This window comes from Sphingomonas sp. (assembly GCF_019635455.1).
Classification (GTDB): domain Bacteria; phylum Pseudomonadota; class Alphaproteobacteria; order Sphingomonadales; family Sphingomonadaceae; genus Sphingomonas.
The window spans coordinates 44,086-62,198 of record NZ_JAHBZJ010000011.1; the positions used below are offsets into that span (position 1 = coordinate 44,086).

Annotated in this window: 14 protein-coding genes; 10 read left to right on the plus strand and 4 right to left on the minus strand. The window is 67.8% G+C overall.

The window, feature by feature from the left end; translation table 11 throughout:
* The first annotated feature begins 26 nt into the window (after window positions 1-26).
* Genes KF783_RS13385 through KF783_RS13400 form a run of 4 tightly spaced genes read left to right on the plus strand, consistent with a single transcriptional unit; the run spans window position 27 to window position 5,717 of the window.
* Entirely contained in the window at window positions 27-1,052 is a 1,026-nt protein-coding gene (locus tag KF783_RS13385) for a FemAB family XrtA/PEP-CTERM system-associated protein (RefSeq protein WP_294080317.1), read from the plus strand.
* Complete coding sequence (locus tag KF783_RS13390) at window positions 1,052-2,272, plus strand: TIGR03087 family PEP-CTERM/XrtA system glycosyltransferase (protein ID WP_294080111.1); 1,221 nt, start codon at window positions 1,052-1,054, stop codon at window positions 2,270-2,272. Before KF783_RS13385 ends, KF783_RS13390 begins: the two co-directional genes overlap by 1 nt.
* Entirely contained in the window at window positions 2,269-3,813 is a 1,545-nt protein-coding gene (xrtA, locus tag KF783_RS13395; RefSeq protein WP_294080113.1) for an exosortase A, read from the plus strand. The genes KF783_RS13390 and xrtA overlap by 4 nt, the downstream gene beginning before the upstream one ends.
* Before the next feature lie 11 nt (window positions 3,814-3,824).
* Window positions 3,825-5,717, plus strand: coding sequence for an XrtA/PEP-CTERM system amidotransferase (locus KF783_RS13400; protein ID WP_294080115.1), 1,893 nt, complete (start codon window positions 3,825-3,827; stop codon window positions 5,715-5,717).
* Window positions 5,718-5,738: 21 nt separating this feature from the next.
* Here the strand turns inward: KF783_RS13400 and KF783_RS13405 are convergent, their stop codons facing one another.
* Both KF783_RS13405 and KF783_RS13410 read right to left on the minus strand, forming a co-directional pair.
* Window positions 5,739-6,179 carry an MAPEG family protein gene (locus KF783_RS13405; RefSeq protein WP_294080117.1) on the minus strand — a complete coding sequence of 147 codons (441 nt, stop codon included), beginning with the start codon at window positions 6,177-6,179 and terminating at the stop codon, window positions 5,739-5,741.
* A 142-nt stretch (window positions 6,180-6,321) separates the two neighbouring features.
* Entirely contained in the window at window positions 6,322-7,320 is a 999-nt protein-coding gene (locus KF783_RS13410; RefSeq protein WP_294080119.1) for an alpha/beta hydrolase, read from the minus strand.
* Between the two features lie 102 nt (window positions 7,321-7,422).
* Here KF783_RS13410 and KF783_RS13415 point away from each other — a divergent pair, with 102 nt between their 5' ends.
* The 5 genes from KF783_RS13415 to KF783_RS13435 all read left to right on the plus strand — a co-directional run bounded on the left by KF783_RS13415 (window position 7,423) and on the right by KF783_RS13435 (window position 13,694).
* A complete protein-coding gene (locus tag KF783_RS13415; RefSeq protein ID WP_294080121.1) occupies window positions 7,423-8,628 on the plus strand; it encodes a saccharopine dehydrogenase family protein in 1,206 nt (401 codons plus the stop codon).
* 196 nt (window positions 8,629-8,824) lie between these two features.
* A complete protein-coding gene (locus KF783_RS13420; protein ID WP_294080319.1) occupies window positions 8,825-9,994 on the plus strand; it encodes a carboxynorspermidine decarboxylase in 1,170 nt (389 codons plus the stop codon).
* 173 nt (window positions 9,995-10,167) lie between these two features.
* Complete coding sequence (locus KF783_RS13425) at window positions 10,168-10,485, plus strand: hypothetical protein (protein ID WP_294080123.1); 318 nt, start codon at window positions 10,168-10,170, stop codon at window positions 10,483-10,485.
* Between the two features lie 415 nt (window positions 10,486-10,900).
* Window positions 10,901-12,766 carry an ABC-F family ATP-binding cassette domain-containing protein gene (locus KF783_RS13430; protein ID WP_294080125.1) on the plus strand — a complete coding sequence of 622 codons (1,866 nt, stop codon included), beginning with the start codon at window positions 10,901-10,903 and terminating at the stop codon, window positions 12,764-12,766.
* A 37-nt stretch (window positions 12,767-12,803) separates the two neighbouring features.
* On the plus strand, window positions 12,804-13,694 hold the full coding sequence (locus tag KF783_RS13435) for a histone deacetylase (RefSeq protein ID WP_294080127.1): 891 nt from the start codon (window positions 12,804-12,806) through the stop codon (window positions 13,692-13,694).
* On the opposite strand, the gene KF783_RS13440 is transcribed toward KF783_RS13435, so the two are convergent.
* Window positions 13,647-15,764 (minus strand): hypothetical protein, encoded by a 2,118-nt coding sequence (locus tag KF783_RS13440; RefSeq protein ID WP_294080129.1) that lies wholly within the window; start codon window positions 15,762-15,764, stop codon window positions 13,647-13,649. The genes KF783_RS13435 and KF783_RS13440 overlap by 48 nt on opposite strands.
* Window positions 15,761-16,498: a GNAT family N-acetyltransferase gene (locus KF783_RS13445; protein ID WP_294080131.1), complete on the minus strand. Its 738-nt coding sequence runs from the start codon at window positions 16,496-16,498 to the stop codon at window positions 15,761-15,763. Before KF783_RS13445 ends, KF783_RS13440 begins: the two co-directional genes overlap by 4 nt.
* A 164-nt stretch (window positions 16,499-16,662) precedes the next feature.
* Here KF783_RS13445 and KF783_RS13450 point away from each other — a divergent pair, with 164 nt between their 5' ends.
* Window positions 16,663-18,090: a tetratricopeptide repeat protein gene (locus KF783_RS13450; RefSeq protein ID WP_294080133.1), complete on the plus strand. Its 1,428-nt coding sequence runs from the start codon at window positions 16,663-16,665 to the stop codon at window positions 18,088-18,090.
* Window positions 18,091-18,113: the final 23 nt, after the last annotated feature.

Here is an 18,113-nt window from a genome sequence, read left to right on the forward strand (position 1 = left end):
GCCCGCTCGCGCTGCGGATCGCGCGTCTGGATGACGCGATCGATCGCGCGCGGATCGGCGCCTATGTCCATGAACATCCCGACGGCACACCGTTCCACCTGCCTGGGTGGAGCGCGGCGGTCGCGGTCGGTTGCGGCCAGACCAGCCACTATCTGGTGGCCGAGCGTGGCATTCAGGGCATTGTCGGGGTGATGCCGCTGACCGAACTCCATTCGCCGCTGTTCGGCCGCGTGCTCGCGTCGGCGGGCTTTGGGGTGGGGGGCGGCATCCTCGCCGACCGCGCCGATATCGTCGCCGCGCTCGCCGATGCGTGCTGGCGCCTGGCCGAACGCTTGAGCTGCCCCAGTGTCGAGGTGCGCGGCGGTCCGCGTCCCGGTCCCGAATGGACGGTCGATGACAGCCATTATCTCGGCTTCGCGCGCGATCTGGCGGCCGACGATGCGGCACAGCTGCTCGCTATCCCGCGCAAGCAGCGGGCGGAGGTGCGCAAGGCGCTCGACACCGATCTCTCGATTTCGGTCGGACAGGATATGTCCGACGTCGCGGCGCATTATGCGGTCTATGCCGAATCTGTGCGCAATCTCGGCACCCCCGTCTTTCCTCGCCGCCTGTTCACACAGGTGTTGCACGAATTTGGCAATGCCGCCGATGTGCTTATGGTACGGCATGGGGGAACAGCGGTGGCCGGCGTCTTGAGTTTGTACTGGCGGGGAACGGTCTTCCCCTATTGGGGCGGGGGAACCGCCGCCGCGCGGCGGCTGCGCGCCAATGATCGCATGTATTTCGAACTGATGCGCCATGCGCGCGGCCGGGGTTGCACGCGGTTTGATTTCGGCCGGTCAAAGGTCGGGACCGGCGCCGCCGCGTTCAAGAAGAACTGGGGCTTCGATCCGGCCCCGCTCACCTATTTCGATCGCGTCGCGCCCGGCGCGTCGGTGCGGGACGCGAACCCGCTCAATCCCAAATACCGGTTGCAGGTCGCGCTGTGGAGCCGGCTGCCGCTCGCCATCGCCAATCGCGTCGGGCCGTGGATCGCCAGGGGGCTTGGCTGATGGGTGACATCCTGTTTCTCGCGCATCGCGTGCCGTTTCCGCCCGATCGCGGCGACAAGATCCGCGCGTTCAACATCCTGCGCTATCTCTCGGCCCGCAAGCGCGTGCATCTGGTCGCGTTCGCGGACGATCCGGCGGACCTGAAGCGCAAGGGCGCGCTGGCCAAGCTGACCGGCAACCGCCAGATCGTATGGCGTGGAAAGCGTCAGGCGACCGCGGGGATTCAGGCACTGATCTCGCACAAGCCGCTGTCGCTCACCGCCTTCGACAATGCCGAGCTGCATCGCGCGGTACAGCTGATGCTCGCCCGCCACGCGATCGACACCATCTACGTCTTTTCCAGCCAGATGGCGCAATATGTGCCGGCCCGGCCGCGGCAAAAGGTGGTGATGGACTTTGTCGACATGGATTCGGCCAAGTTCGCGAGCTACGGCAAGACCAGCAAGGGCGTGAGCGGATGGATGCTCCGCCGCGAGGCACGCCTGCTCGCCCAGTATGAAAAGGCGGTTGCCGCGCGCGTCGATGCCAGCCTGTTCGTGAGCGAGGAGGAGGCCGCGCTCTTTCGCGAGCGGACCGGTGCCGAGCGCGTCCACGCCGTTTCCAACGGGATCGATACCGAGGCGTTCGACCCGCGCGGGCAGTTCAAGCGGATCGATACGATGGGCGAACTGATCGTCTTCACCGGCCAGATGGACTATCGCCCGAATATCGAGGGCGTGACCTGGTTCGTCGAGACGATCCTGCCCCATATCCACTTGCGGCATCCGCATGCGCAGTTCGCGATCGTCGGGCGAAAGCCGACCGACGCGGTCAAGGCGCTGGCCAAACATGCCGGCGTCGTGGTGACGGGCGAAGTTCCCGATGTGCGTCCGTGGCTCGACGCCGCCTCGGTCGTCGTCGCCCCGCTCAAGCTCGCGCGCGGTGTCCAGAACAAGGTGCTGGAGGCGATGGCGATGGCGCGCCCGGTGGTGGCGACCGCCGCTGCGGCGACCGGCATCGATCATGGCGGCACGATCGAGATCGGCGAGACGGTGGGCGAAATCGCCGATGCGGTGAACAAGATCCTCGAGGACCCCGCGACCGCCGCCGAATTCGGCGCACTCGCGCGGCAGCGGGTGATCGATCATTACAGCTGGGATGCGAAGCTCGCGGCGCTCGACCCGATCCTGGGCCTGCCGCCGCGGTCAAAGGATGCGCAGGCGCGCCGGTCGGCGGCATGACGCTCGCCTTGCCCGGGGGCGCCTTCGCGCAAGCGGGGCGGGGGATCGACGCGCTGTGGCGGCGGCACCTCGCGGTGCTGGCCGGCGCCTGGACCGCGCTGCTGGTCCTGTTCCACCGCGATGTCGGCGATCTGGTCGCGATCTACTGGACCAACACGACGTTCGGCCACTGCCTGTTCGTCGCGCCGGTCGTCGGCTGGCTGGTATGGCAACGCCGCGCCGATCTGCCGGCGGTGTCGCCCGTCGCATGGTGGCCGGGCCTCGCCGTCATCGGTGGCGGCGCCTTTGCCTGGCTGCTGGGCGATGCGGCGGGCGTCGCGCTGTTCCGTCATTTCGGGCTTGTCGCGATGTTGCAGGGTGCGATGATCGCGATCCTCGGCCCGAATGTCACGCGCGCGCTGCTGTTCCCGCTCGCCTATATGTTCTTCCTGGTGCCGTTCGGGGAGGGGCTGGAAAAGCCGCTTCAGGACCTGACCGTCGCGATCCTGATGCCGCTGCTTCACCTCACCGGGGTTCCGGCGGAAGTGGACGGCGTGCTCATCACCACGCCCAATGGCTGGTTCGAGGTGGCAGAGGCGTGTTCGGGCGCCAAGTTCGTGATCGCGATGATCGCCTATGGCGCGCTGGTCGCGAATGTGTGTTTCGTCAGCTGGCGCCGCCGGGCCGCGTTCATGGCGGTGGCGCTGATCGTGCCGATGCTCGCCAACGGTATCCGCGCGTTCGGCACCGTCTATGCCGCCTATCTCACCTCGGTCGAGGCGGCGACCGGCTATGACCATATCGTCTATGGCTGGTTCTTCTTTGGCGCGGTGATGGCCGGCGTGCTGGCGCTGGGCTGGAAATGGTTCGATCGCGATCCCGATGCGCCATGGTTCGACGCGTCCGCGTTGCAGGCGGAATGGCGCGGGACCACGCGGATGCCCGCACTGGTCGCGCTGACCGGACTGTTCCTGGTCAGCCTGTTCATGGCCTGGGCGGCGGTCATTTCCGCGCGGGCGGACGCGCTGCCGGCCAGGGTCGATCTGCCACAGATCGCCGGCTGGACCCGCGTCCCGCCGAGCGCGCGCGCCGAATGGACGCCCAACTTTCCCGGCGCCGACCATTTCGTGATCGGCCGCTATGCCGACGGAATGGGCGCGCAGGTCGATCTCGCCGTCGCCGTCTATGGCAGCCAGCGGGAGGGCAAGGAACTGGTCGGTTTCGGCCAGGGCGCGATCCGCGAGAATGACAAATGGGTGCGGATCGAGGATCTGCCCGATCTGGACGGCGGCGGCGCGATGCGCATGACCGCCGGGCCGGTCGAACGCGAAGTCGTCACCTGGTATCGCGTCGGCGACGTCACCACCGCGAGCGAATCCAGGGTCAAGGCCGAAACGTTGCGCGCAAAGCTGTTCGGCGGGCGCCAGCGCGGCGTCGCGGTGATGGTTTCGGCCGAAAAGGGCGATCTGCCCGCCCGCGCCGCGATCAAGCGGTTCCTGGGGGCGCTCGGCCCGGTCGATCGTCTGGCCGACGATATGGCGTCGCCCGCGACGGCCCGCTAGAGCCACGTTCCATGTGCGGAATCGCGGGGCTTTACTATCCGGGAACACCAAAGCCGGTGGAGCCGTCGCGCGTCCGCGCGATGGCCGACGCGCTCGTCCATCGCGGGCCGGACGGATCGGGCGTATGGACCGCGCCGGGCGTCGGGCTGGGCCATCGCCGCCTGTCGATCATCGATCTGGCGGGCGGTGCGCAGCCGATGGCGAGCGCGGATGGCGATCTGGTCGTCAGCTACAATGGCGAAGTCTATAACTTCCAGGAGGTGCGCGCGGAGCTGGAGGCGAAGGGCGCGGTCTTCCTCAGCAATTCCGATACCGAAGTCCTGCTGCACGGCTGGCGGGCGTGGGGGCCGGCGCTGCTGTCGCGGCTCAACGGCATGTTCGCCTTCGCGCTCTATGATGTTCGCGCCCAGTCGCTGTTCCTCGCCCGCGACCGGCTGGGGGTAAAGCCGCTTCACTATGTCGAACTGTCCGACGGGGCGGTGGCGTTCGCGTCGGAGATCAAGGGGCTGGTCGCCCATCCGCTGTTTCGCAGCGCTCCCGACATCCGCGCGGTCGAGGATTTTCTGGGCCTCGGCTATGTGCCGGACGATGCCTCGATCCTGGCCGGGGTCAGGAAACTGCCCGCGGGCCATTATCTGCACCTTCAGCGGGGCCGGCCGGTGCCGCAGCCGGCACAATGGTGGGATATCGACTTTTCCCGGCGGGCGAGCGGGTCGGCGCGCGATCTGGAGGCCGAACTGGTCGATCACCTGCGCGCGGCGGTGCGCTCGCGGATGATCGCCGATGTCCCGCTTGGCGCGTTCCTGTCCGGCGGCGTGGATTCGAGCGCCGTCGTCGCGCTGATGGCCGAAGCGAGCCGGGGCGCGGTCAAGACCTGCACGATCGGCTTTGACGAGGCCGGCCATGACGAAACCGCCCACGCCGCGCTGGTCGCGGAGCGCTTTGCGACGCAGCATCGCGTGCGGACCGTCGCGTCCGACGATTTCGCGCTGATCGACACGCTCGTCCATCATTTCGACGAGCCGTTCGCCGACGCTTCCGCGCTCGCCACCTACCGTGTTTGCGAGCTGGCGCGGGAGAGCGTCACCGTCGCGCTGTCGGGCGACGGCGCGGACGAGGCGCTGGCCGGCTATCGCCGCTACCGGTTCCATGCGGCAGAGGAGCGGGTGCGCGGCCTGCTCCCCGCCACGGTGCGCGGCGGGGTGTTCGGCGCGCTGGGCCGGCTCTATCCCAAGGCGGACTGGGCGCCCCGGCCACTGCGCGCGAAGACGACCCTGCTCGCGCTGGCCGAGGATTCGGGCGCGGCCTATGCCAAGGCGGTGGGGGTAACCACCCCGGCGGTGCGGGCGGGCCTCTACACCGACGCCGCGCGCACCCAGCTTGCCGGCCATCGCGCCGAAACGCGCTATGTCGAAACGATGCGCCATGCGCCCGCGCGCGACGGCCTCGATCGCGCGCAATATGCCGATTTCAAGCACTGGTTGCCCGGCGACATCCTGACCAAGATGGACCGGACCAGCATGGCGGTGAGCCTTGAGGCGCGCGAGCCGCTGCTCGACTATCGCTTCGTCGAATTCGCCGCGACGTTGCCCGCGTCGATGCGGATCCGGGGCGGGCAGGGCAAGTGGCTGATGAAGAAGGCGCTCGAACCCTATCTGCCGAAGGACATCCTCTATCGCCCGAAAATGGGCTTCGTCACGCCGGTATCGGCGTGGTTCCGCAAGGCGCTGGCGGACGAGGCGGCCGACCTCGCCCGGTCGCGCATCCTCGCCGGGTCGGGCTGGTTCGAGCCAAGGGCGATCGCGCGCCTCGCCGACGATCACCGCAGCGGCCGGGCCGAACATGGCCGCACCCTGTGGCAGCTCATGATGCTGGAACGGAGCCTCAGCCGCCTGTTCGGTTGATCCGCATCGGAAACGGGTCGATCAGTGGAAGCTGACGCCCCAATATCCCATGGCCGCGTGGACGAACAGCATCAGCAGCGCGACGCTCGACAGCGCGAACAGGGCGAAACGCACGATCACCCGGTTGAACGTCGCCTGGACGATGCTGTGCAGGATACGCAGGACGACATAGGCCCAGGCGATCTGCGCATTGAACCCGTCGCCCTGGCCGATCATCGCGAGCACCAGCGCGATCGCATAGAAGATCGTCGGCTGTTCCATCAGGTGGATATAGTTGTGGGCCTTCCACTGGGCGCGATCCGCGACCACGCCGTCCAGCGCCCCCGGCCGGCCGCCGGTCACCGTCTTCACGTCGATCCCCGCGCGCTTCATCGCGGGCATTCGCGCGATCACCAGCCAGAACAGCATCACCAGCGACCAGCCGACCAGCACGATCACCGGACCCAGAATTTCGCTTTTCATCGCGTTTCCTCCCCTGATCGTGCGAAGCTGCGCTTTTCAGTTCGGAAACGCAACGGATCAATCGGCGGGGCGGTATTGCGCGCTTGGACAGGGGGACAGGCACGCAGCAGCGCCGGATCGACGCCGCTCGCCGCATGCCCGGTCATCGCATGTGCATCGCCGTCCATTTCTCGAACCAGTCGAGCCAGGTCGATCCCGGATTGGCCGGCTTGAGCGACGCTGCGCCGAAACCATGGCCGCCGCGTTCGAGCAGATGCGCCTCCACCGGCACCTTGAACCGGCGCGCGACCTCGATCGCCGACAGGCTCTGGGTGACCGGCACGGTGCCGTCGTCCATTGCGTGGATGAGGAACAGCGGCGGCATCGCGGCGCTCGCCCGGGCCAGCATGTCGTAGCGTTCGGCGGCGCCTGCGGGCGGATCGGCGCCGAGCAGGTTGGGGCCGGAGCGGCTGGTTGGCCCGGCGCTGGCAAAGCTGGTCACCGGATAGGCCAGCCCGGTGAAGGACGGACGCGCCGACAGCCGGTCGGCGACGTCCACCGGCCGGTACACCGCGTCCTCATGACCGACCGTCAGCGCCGCGCCCAGGTTGCCGCCGGCGGAAAATCCGCAAATTCCCAGCTTGGCGGGATCGATCCGGTAGTGGGCGGCATTGGCGCGGATCAGCCGCATGGCGCGCTGCGCATCCTGCAACGGCACGTCGGTCCGCTCCAGCCAGCCCTCGCCGGGCAGGCGATAGGCGAGCACGAACACGGTGATGCCGTGTGGATTGAGCGCGCGCGCGACGTTCACACCCTCGTTGATCAGGCTGACGAAGACATAGCCGCCGCCGGGAATCGCCAGCACCGCGCGACCGTCCGGCTGCTGGGGGCGATAGACGCCGACATAGGGGTGGCGGATGCCTTTTTCCCACCGCTGCGGCGTGCCGAGCGGCAGCGGCACCGGCTCCGACGCCGGGACCAGTCCCGGGGGCGATCCGGGCGGCAGGCCGGGCCACAGCATGAAATGTTCGCGCGGGGGCCAGGGCGGCGTCGGCGCGAACACCTTTGCCCGGTTCTGCGCCGATGCCGGGCTTGCCGCGGCCGCCACCCCCATCGCGCCGGCCCCTGCGATCAGCGCGCGTCGATCCAATTTCGAAGTCATGCGTTGGCTTTCTTGCAACTCATATCCGGCTTTGCATCCGGCGTTCCTGTCCCATATGGGGCTGTGCGTTAACCCCCGATTTCAGACAAGAGGAGTGCGAACGTGAAGGACGTTCTCGTAATCGGCGCAGGCGGCGTGTCTTCGGTCGCGGTGCATAAGATGGCGAAGAACCCCGATTTGTTCGGGAAGATCACGCTCGCCAGCCGGCGGCGGTTCAAGTGCGATGCGATCGCCGACTCGGTGAAGCAGCGGTTCGGCGTGACGATCGACACGGCTCAGGTCGATGCCGATGACGTCGCGGCGACCAGCGCGCTGATCGAACAGGTTAAGCCGAAGCTGCTCGTCAACCTGGCGCTGCCCTATCAGGATCTCAATCTCATGGACGCGTGCCTCAACACCGGCACCGACTATCTCGACACCGCCAATTACGAACCGCGCGACGAGGCGCGGTTCCACTATGGCTGGCAGTGGGAGTATCAGGACCGGTTCAAGCAGGCGGGGTTGATGGCGCTGCTCGGATCGGGCTTCGATCCGGGTGTTACATCCGTGTTCGCGATGTACATCAAGAAGCATCTGCTCGACACGATCCGCACGCTCGACATCCTCGACTGCAATGGCGGCGATCACGGCCAGCATTTCGCGACCAATTTCAATCCCGAGATCAACATCCGCGAAATCACCGCCCCCGCGCGGCACTGGGAAAAGGGCGAATGGGTCGAAACCCCGGCGCTCTCGACGCGGCAGGTGTTCGAGTTCGACCAGGTCGGCGCGAAGAACATGTACCTCATGTACCATGAGGAGCTGGAGAGCCTGGCGAAGTTCATCCCCGAAATGGAGCGCGCGCGCTTCTGGATGACCTTTGGCGAACAATATCTGACGCACCTGCGCGTGCTTCAGAATGTCGGCCTGACCTCGATCGAGCCGATCACGTTCGAAGGGCGGGAGATCGTGCCGCTCCAGTTCCTGAAGGCGGTGCTGCCCGAGCCCTCGACCCTCGGCACCACGACCAAGGGCAAGACCAACATCGGCGACATCGCGACCGGCACCAAGGACGGCGCCGAAAAAACCTTCTACGTCTACAATGTCTGCGATCACGAGGACGCGTTCGAGGAGACGGGCAACCAGGCGGTCAGCTACACCACCGGCGTCCCCGCGATGATCGGCGCCGCGCTGATGCTGAACGGCACCTGGCGCGGGGAGGGGGTGTTCAACATGGAACAGTTCGACCCCGATCCGTTCATGGACATGCTGAACAAACATGGCCTGCCCTGGCAGGTGCATGAACTGCCCGAGCCGCTGAAGTTCTGACGTAACGCGCGGCGCGTCCCGAATCCTCCCCGGCACGGGGAGGGGGACAGCCGCCGAAGGCGGTGGTGGAGGGGGCCTTCCACCAGCGACACCGTGCGAGGAGGGCCCCTTCCACCATGCTTCGCATGGTCCCTCTCCCCGTGCCGGGGAGGATCGGGAGTCTGCCATGACCGAAATCCGCGCCGCACCACCTGTCATGTCCACCAAGGCCGGCGAACCGGGCGCCTTCACCCGGTTCGATCTGGCGCGCGTGCCGTCGCCCTGCTTCGTCGTCGATGCGGCGGCGGTCGAGCGGAACCTGCGGACGATCGCCGACATTCGCGACCGGGCGGGGGTCAGGATCCTGCTGGCGCTCAAGGCATTTTCGATGTGGTCGCTCGGCGATCTGGTCGGTCGCTATCTCGACGGCGTCGCCACCTCCGGCCTGTGGGAGGCGAAGCTGGCGGCCGACCATTATCATGGCGAAATCGCGACCTATTGCGCGGGGTACAAGGCGGCGGACATGGCCGAAATCTGCCGCCTGTCCGATCACGTCATCTTCAATACCCCGTCGCAGCATGCGGCGATGCGCGGCGAACTCGCCGCTGCCCGCGCGCGGGGGGAGCGGTTCGACGTCGGCTTGCGCCTCAACCCGATGCATGCGGAGGGGGAGGTTCAGAAATACGACCCCGCTCAGCCGCATTCGCGCCTCGGCTTTCCCGCCGACCAGCTGCGCCCGGAACATCTCGACGGGGTCGATGGCCTGCACGTCCATTCGCTGTGCGAACAGGATTTTCCTCCGCTCCGCCGCACCTGGGAGGCGCTGAAGCCCCGTATTGCGCCATATTTCGACCGGCTGAAATGGATCAATTTCGGTGGCGGACATCACCTCACCCGCGCCGATTATCAGCGCGACGATCTGGTCGAGTTCCTGAAACAGGTCCGCGCGGAAACCGGGCTTGAGGTGATCCTCGAGCCGGGCGAAGCCATCGCGCTCGATACCGGCATCCTGGTCGGCGAGTTCGTCGATCTGTTCGACAACGGCATGGCCGTAGGCGTCGTCGATATCTCCGCCACCTGCCACATGCCCGACGTGATCGAGGCGCCCTATCGCCCGGCGATGCTCGGCGAAGGCGGTGACGTCCTCGTCCGCCTCGGCGGCCCGTCCTGCCTCGCCGGCGACATCCTCGGCGACTATGCCTTCGCGTCGCTCCCGCAACCCGGCCAACGCTTCGCGTTCCTCGACCAGGCGCATTATTCGATGGTCAAGACCACGACCTTCAACGGCGTGCCGCTGCCCAGCATCGCTTTGTGGGACAGCCGCAGCGACGACCTGCGCGTCGTCAAGTCGTTCGGCTATGCGGATTTCGAGGGACGGTTGTCGTAGGGGGGCGGGATTGTGCGCTGTGCTGCTAAAACGGGCGTTCGTCTCACCACTCTGTAGCGAACTTGAGAAAGCGCGCGTAAATCGAAGCGATGCTTTCTGACCTCCTCCGATCGCTTCCCTACCTTGTGCATACGAATCGCGAACTCGGGCTAATGTTGTGTGGCATCAAGCCAATGGCCATGTTCAGCGATATCGCCGGGAATGAGCCTGACTGTGTGCTCCGCTATCATCGGATGTTTAGCCGCCATGTTGCGGTCGGTCGGATCAACCGACGCATCATAGACACGCCGATGCCAAAAAGGCCCGATTGGCTATCGCGCCGGGTTTTCTACACGCTACCGGGCGAAGACTGGCGCGTGGATGCGATGCTCGAGTTGATTGAGAATTACGGCAGTTGGACCAATGAATATGAACGACGCTTCGGAAGTCTGCTTGGTTACGAAGATTGGCAGAACGATATCTGGTTGGAGCGCTTTCCGGTCCAAACTTGACGGCAGGCATCCATGCAAAAGTCGACAGTGCCGCTTGTATCGATCTCAGTTCCAAGCGGTCGGAGCGGACCGGGAAACGCGCACACTCAAGCCTCGGCTAATTCATCTGCTTCATGCTGATCCATGTCGTACTGCTCTCCTCGACCCGATCTTGCTGACGCACTGAACCCCACGACTTCGCGTGGCGCGCCGGTGTCGCCTCGCGGTCGCGTAGCCGTCGCGTCGGTGTCGCGCGATTGTTGCGCCGGTGTCGCCCGTCTGTCGCTCAGGTGTCGCGTCGGTGTCGCGCACCCGTCGCCTCACAGTCTCAAACCCGTCGCTTCGCGGTCGCCTCCGCCGCAAACCCCGCGATCGGATCAAGTTGGTCAAACGGCGCACACTTGCGGCGCTGCCCCAACTCGCCGATAGCGCCGCCATGCTGAACTTGTCCGGAATCACCGTCCGCCTTGGCGGCCGCACGATCATCGATCAGGCCTCGGCTGCGTTGCCGCCAAAGGGGCGGATCGGGCTGGTCGGGCGCAACGGCGCGGGGAAATCGACGCTCGTCAAGGTGATCGCCGGCCAGATCGATCCCGACGAGGGCTCGGCGGATATGCCGAAGGGCGCCCGCATCGGCTATGTCGCGCAGGAGGCGCCGGCGGGAAAGGCCACGCCGTTCGACACCGTGCTCGCCGCCGACACCGAACGCGCCGCGCTGATGGCGGAGGCGGAGGGGCTGGAAGATCCCGACCGGCTGGGCGAGATCCACGAGCGGCTGGGGGCGATCGACGCCTATACCGCACCGTCGCGGGCCTCGCGCATCCTGGTCGGCCTGGGTTTTGACGAGGACGCGCAGCACCGCCCGCTCGACAGTTTTTCGGGCGGCTGGCGGATGCGCGTCGCGCTGGCGGCGCTGCTGTTTTCGCAGCCCGATCTGCTGCTGCTGGACGAGCCGTCCAACCACCTCGATCTGGAAGCGGTGTTGTGGCTTGAGGATTTCCTGAAATCCTATCCCGCGACGATCGTCATCGTCAGCCATGAGCGCGACTTCCTGAACAATGTGGTCGACCACATCCTGCACCTCGAGCGGGGCAAGCTGACGCTGTATCCCGGCGGCTATGACCAGTTCGAGCGGCAGCGCGCCGAGCGGCAGGCGCAACAGGCGGCGGCGCGCGAGAAGCAGCTGGCCGAGCGCGCCAAGCTCGCCGACTATGTCGCCCGCAACTCCGCCCGCGCCTCGACCGCCAAACAGGCGCAGTCGCGGGCAAAGGCGCTGGCACGGATGCAGCCGATCGCCGCCGTGGTGGACGATCCCAGCCTGTCGTTCGGCTTTCCCGATCCCGATCAGCTGCGGCCCCCGCTGATTACGCTCGACCAGGCGAGCGTCGGTTATGACGGCACCCCGATCCTCTCGCGCCTCAATTTGCGGATCGATCCCGACGATCGCATCGCGCTGCTGGGCCGCAACGGCAACGGCAAGACGACGCTGGCGCGCCTGCTCGCGGCCCAGCTGACGCCGATCGACGGGGACAAGGCCGCGTCCGGCCGGATGCGTGTCGGCTATTTCACGCAATATCAGGTCGAGGAACTGCGCAGCGACGAAACCCCTTATGACCATATGGCGCGGTTGATGGAGGGAGAGAAGCCGGCGGCGATCCGCGGGCAGCTGGGTCGGTTCGGCTTTCCGGGCGACAAGGCGTTGACAGAGGTGGGGAAGCTGTCGGGCGGCGAGCGGGCGCGGCTGGCACTGGCGCTCATCACCCGGGACGCGCCGCACCTGCTGATCCTGGACGAGCCGACCAACCATCTCGACGTCGATGCGCGCGAGGCGCTGATCCAGGCGCTTGCCGCCTATACCGGCGCGGTGGTGATCGTCAGCCACGACCGCCACATGATCGAGATGACCGCCGACCGGCTGGTCCTGGTCGATGCCGGCACCGCGCGGCCGTTCGACGGCAATCTGGACGATTATATCGCCTTCGTGCTGGCCAGGGAGCCGAAGGCGGAGGGTGCGAAGGGCGTCAACCGCAAGGACGCCCGGCGCGAGGCGGCGGAGGCGCGTGAGAAGGGCAACGCGCTGCGCAAGTCCGCGCGCGCGGCCGAAAGCGACCTGGCGAAGCTGGGCGAGCGGCTGTCCGCCATCGATCGCGCGATGTTCGATCCCGACACCGCCGCGCCGGATCTGGCCAGGCTGACGATGACCGATCTGATGAAGCTGCGCGACGGCGTTGCGAAGAAGATCGAGGCGGCGGAGGCGGCGTGGATGGCGGCGCAGGAAGCGCTGGAGGCGATCGCGGCGTGATGCCGCCGCGCGGTGCGTACCGGCGACGGGATGCGGCATGACGATCGCCGTCGTCCACCATCCGCTCTATGTCGCGCCGGCGCCCGCGCGCAGCCAGTATCAATGGAACAAGAACGGTCTGGTCCGCGATCTGCTGCGCAAGAGCGGTGCCGCGCTCGACTGGCACGAACCCGAACCGATGCCGCGTAGCTGGATCGAGGCGGTACACGATCCCGAATATGTGGCAGAGGTTGTCGAAACCCGCGTTCCGCGCGAAAAGGAGCGGCGGATCGGGTTTCCGGTCACCGCTGCGGTCGCGGCGCGGGCGATGGTGGTGCCGGGCGGCACCTATGCCGCGGCGAAGCTCGCCCAGGCCCATGGCTTTGCCGCCAACACCGCCGGGGGCAGCCACCATGCGCTGCATTCGACCGGCGCGGGCTATTGCATCTTCAACGATCTCGCGATCGCGGCGCACCGGCTGGCGGAAGAGGGCGAGCGGGTGCTGATCGTCGATTGCGACGTGCATCAGGGCGACGGCACCGCGGCGCTCACCGCCGGGCGGACCCGGATCGCCACCTATTCGATCCATGCGGAGCGCAACTTCCCGGTTCGCAAGGCCCGCTCGACGCTCGACGTCGCGCTTCCCGACGGTACCGACGACGCGGCCTATATGGATGCGCTTTCGACCAGCCTGCCGGGCCTGATCGATCGGTTCGATCCCACGCTGATCCTGTATCAGGCGGGGGTCGATCCATGGGAGGGCGACCGGCTGGGCCGGCTGGCGCTCAGCCGCGAGGGGCTGGTCGTGCGGGACCGATGGATCGCCACGCTGGCCCGCACCCATGGCCTGCCGCTCGCCAGCGCATTGGGTGGCGGCTACGGAGTCGATGCGCTGGAGGTGTCAGCGCGGCACGTCGCCTCGATCCTCGCGCTCGGTGGCGGGGAATGAGCGTTCGGGCGGGGTGCGCGCGGCGCGTCGCCCCCGGCTGCCATACCACAGGTTGAACACGAACCAGCCGCCCAGCAATGTCGCGAGCGCGCCCAGCACCCACAGATATTGCGGCGATTGATTGACCGTCGTGATCTTCGTGAGCAGCAGCAGTTCGGCAAAGCCCTTTGGCAGCGTCATGACGCTGACCAGCGTCAGCACGAACAACAGCCAGTTGGTGCGCTGCGCCGCATAGGTGGCCTTCAGCGCCGACACGTCCTCGACCAGCGATTCCATGCGATCGACATTGGCGTGCGCGCGCTCGAACCGGGCGTTGGTCCCCATCGCATCCTGGATCGCGGTCAGCGCGCCGCGCTCCTTGGCATAGCGAAAGATGTTGCCCGACCGCTGGATCGATGACCAGCGGAACAGCTCGAACCGGCATGACAGGTTGCGCTCCAGGATATGGACGCCGCTCCCGCCCAGCTTGCGCGCGCCGTCGAGCACGCGCAGCACGCTGAGCAGGGGGACCGCGCGATACCGGCTGGCCGTCGGGGCCGCGCGCCGCAGCCATTGCCCCGGCGATCGGGACGGACCATCGGCATAGACCATGTGATCGACCTGATTCTCGATATCATCGACGATCAGTTCGTCGTGCAACGCCACCATGAACATCAGCAGCAGATAGGGGCAGGTGCCGATTTCCGGCCGGGCCTGCTGATAGGAACGCCAGCTCTTCGCCACTTCGAGCACGAAACGCGGATGGACATAGTGCGAGGATTCGACCGAGAAATAGGCTGGCCGGGTGGAATCGAAGATTTCCGATTCGTCCTGCCACGGAAAGTCCGGAACCCCCTGTGCCAGCCCGGCAAAGGCGAGCGCGCTGCGATCGTACAGCTGCGTCGGCGCGGCACCGTCGGTCGGGGCGGCGCGACAGATGTCGGGATCGGCATGCGGTCGCCGCGCCCCGGGCGGGGGCGGCACGCCATGCGCGCGCGACCAGTCGGCGTCCATCCCGGCAATGTCGGGCTTGGCCGGCGGCGTGTGTCCTGGCCGGGTCTCCGGCTCGGGCCGCGCCCTCGGGTCGTACAGGCAATGGGTGAGTTCGCTGACCCGCAGCAGCACATCGGATTCGAGCGCGACGCACAGCCGCCTGAGGCTGTGGCGGGACAGCGGCTCGCGTGCCAGCGGGCGTCCGGTGGCGGCGTCCAGCGGCAGGATGTCGTAGCGGGAGAGGATCGCCGAAACGCCGTTCGCGCGGCCCGCCCGCGCCTCCTCGATCAGCGTGTCCAGCCGTCGGTCGGCCAGATCGATCAGCGAACAGACGGGCATCGCGCCCGAATCGATCGCCGCGATCGCCGGTTCGGCGGCCGCATGTACAAAGCCGAGATAGCCGGCCTCGCCCGCCCGCCGGTTGCGGTCCATCACCAGTTGCTGGAACTGGAGCACCGCATATTCGTCGATCGGGGCGGGCAGGGACGCGCTCGCCGGCTCGGTCAGGTCGCTGCCCTTGCGCGCGGGATGGGCCGGACCTGCGACCGCGTCGGGGTCGGGCCATGCGACCTCCTGCGTCTCCGCCGCCTCCATCGCGTCCTGCGTCAGCGTGATCAGGTAGAAGATGCGACCGCTCTCGAACACGCAGAACGTGTCGCGCATCCGGAACGGCAACAGCCGCTCGCCCGGCACGTACAGGCGGGTCGTCAGGCTTTCATATTCATAGGTCCAGCTTTCGGGCCGCACCACCCACACCCGACGGCTGGCCGCGTCCGGCTCTGCGGCGGAGGCGGCGAACAGCAACGGGCGGCCATTGGTGCCGGGCGATCCGGTCGTCACATCGTCCAGAAACGATCGTACCGGATCGATCAGCCGCTGGTACAGCGGCGCGTCGGTCGTCTTCAGCCCGTCCAGCGCCTCGCTGATCTGGCGCAGGCGAAAGCCGGCGCGATGTGCGTCCTCGCGCACGAACGACCGGCTTCCCGCACCGTCGGTCCGCCAATTGCCGAAATGCAGTTCAAAGGCATAGGTGAACGAGGTTTCGGTGAGGCCGGTAAAGATCGGCGCTTCGTTACAGGGACGGGTGCCGCCGCTCATGGCGCGACCACCGGCAGCGGGACGACCGGCAGCATGTCCTGCGCGGCGAGCCACCCGGCCATCGCGCGGGTGTCGCCCGACCGGTCGAGATCGGTGTCGAGCGCATGGGCCAGCTCGTTCAGCAGCGCCAGCACCGTTGCCGCCGGCACCGCGTCCGGCCCGTCGAAGATCATCAGGTGCAGCCGGTGGGGCGACGTGTCGGGCCGCAGCGGCGGCATGACATAATCGAACTCCACCCATCGCGCACCCATGCCCGCCAGCCGCCGTTGCCGCAGCACGGTGGCGGCGCGCTCGTCATCGTCATGTGCGTCCTCCATCCGTTCGGTCTCCGCGAACATCGGCGTGTCGGGTGCGGCGAACCGGTCGAGCGCCGCGCGCGCCTCCGCGATCAGCCGCTTGCCCAGCCCCCGTCCCCGGCGATCCGGCGCGACCGAGATATAGGTGAGAAGCCCTGCATTCGCCCGGCGATACAGCTCGATCGTCACCCCGCCGGCGATGCGCCCGTCGCCATCGACCAGCACCAGCACCTCGATCCGCGGCTGGGGCGGGGGCGGGTAGGGATCGGCATCGAGCAGCCCGCGCCAATAGTCCGGATCCTCGCGAATTTCGGCGTCGGGAAAGGCCGGCGCATAGACCTCGTTGGCATAGCGGGCGAGCAGGTCGGCCCGGTCCGCCGTATCGAGCGCCGACAGTCGCACCGCCCGCACGTCCATGCTGCACGCCACCGCGCTCATCCTCGTTCGACGCCCCTTCGATCCTGCAACGGCGCGCGGCCGCAACACTCGTTCTTCACACCGGAAGCGCTTCGATTGCAACTGTTGGTGCGACGCGCCGCCCCCTGACCGATGCTGACGGTTCCCTTGCCGGAACGATCGGCTACCATGTCCGGGCGATGCGGATGCGCCATCTCCTCTTCGCGGTGTCCTTTCTTGCCGCCCTGACTGCGCCCGCGCTGGCGCAGAACCGACAGCCGAGCGCGGCGGCGATGCGGATGATCGCCGGCGGCGCCTATGCCGACGCGCTGGCCGTGCTGAAGGACGAGCGTGACGCGTGCGAGGCGCAGGCGCCCCCGGCCGCCTGCCTGCGCCTGATCCTCGCCGTGTCGAACGCTGCCCTGCTGGCCGGCGACGCGGCGCTCGCGGAGGGGGAGGCGCGGCGCGCGATCCGGCTGGCGGATACCGCACGGGGACCGGAGTCGCCGATGGCAGTGTCGGCCCGCGCCCATCTCGGCGCGGCGCTCAACGAACGCGGCCGCTTTGGCGAGGCGGAGCCGCTGCTGCGCGCGGTGCTGGCGGCACGGATGCGGCGGCTCCCCCCGAACGATCCGCTGATCGCGGAGGCGCTCGACGATCTTGCCTATACCCTGTTCGCACAGGCGCGCGCGGGCGAGGCCGAGCCGCTGTTACGGCGCGCGCTCGCCATCGCCGAACAGGCGAATCCGCCGAATCGCGCCGCCATGTCGCGCCAGCTCACCAGCCTTGCCGTCGCGATCAATGCGCAGGGACGTTATCGCGAAGCGGAACCCTATTATCGCCGCGCCCTCGCGCTGGCGGAGGCGTCCTTGCCCGCCGGCCATCCCGATATCGCGACCGCCTACGCCAATCTGGCCGGCAGCCTCTCCCGCCAGGGCCGGATCGCGGCGGCGGAACCGCTCTACCGTCGCGCGCTGGCGTTGCAGGAGGCGGCGCTTCCCGCCGGCCATCCGGCGATCGCCGTCGGGGCCAATAATCTCGCCGCCAATCTGCGTGCGCAGGGGCGCGAGGCGGAGGCCGAGCCGCTGTTCCGCCGCGCGCTCGCGATCTGGGAACGCGCCCTGCCGCCGACCCATCCGCGCATCGCCACCGCGCTCAACAACCTGGCGGTCTCGCTCAAGGATCAGGGCAGGGCGGCGGCGGCCGAACCGCTCTATCGCCGGGCGCTTGCGCTGCGGCGCCGGGCGCTTCCCGCCGGCCATCCCGATATCGCGGCCAGCCTCAACAACCTTGCCGCGGCGCTGGAGGCGATGGGGCGTCCCGCCCAGGCCGAACCGCTCTATCGCGAGGCGTTGGCGATCCTGCGCGCACTGCCGCCCTGGCACCCCTATCGCATCAACGGCCAATGGGCGCTGGCCACTTGTCTGCGCCGGCAGGGCGCGGCACTTGCAGAGGCGCGCACCCTGTACCGGCGTGCCGGCGCGGGGGCGCTGGAACGGATGCGCGGCTTTCCCGGCTTTACCGCCGGTGCGCGGGAGGAGCTGCGCAAGGTCCGCCCGATCTTCGCCAATCAGGTGCGCGTCGCCTGGGCGTTGGCGGAGGCAAGGGCAGTGGCAGGGGCAGGCGGGCGATAGCGGGTCCGGAAAAGAACCGATTG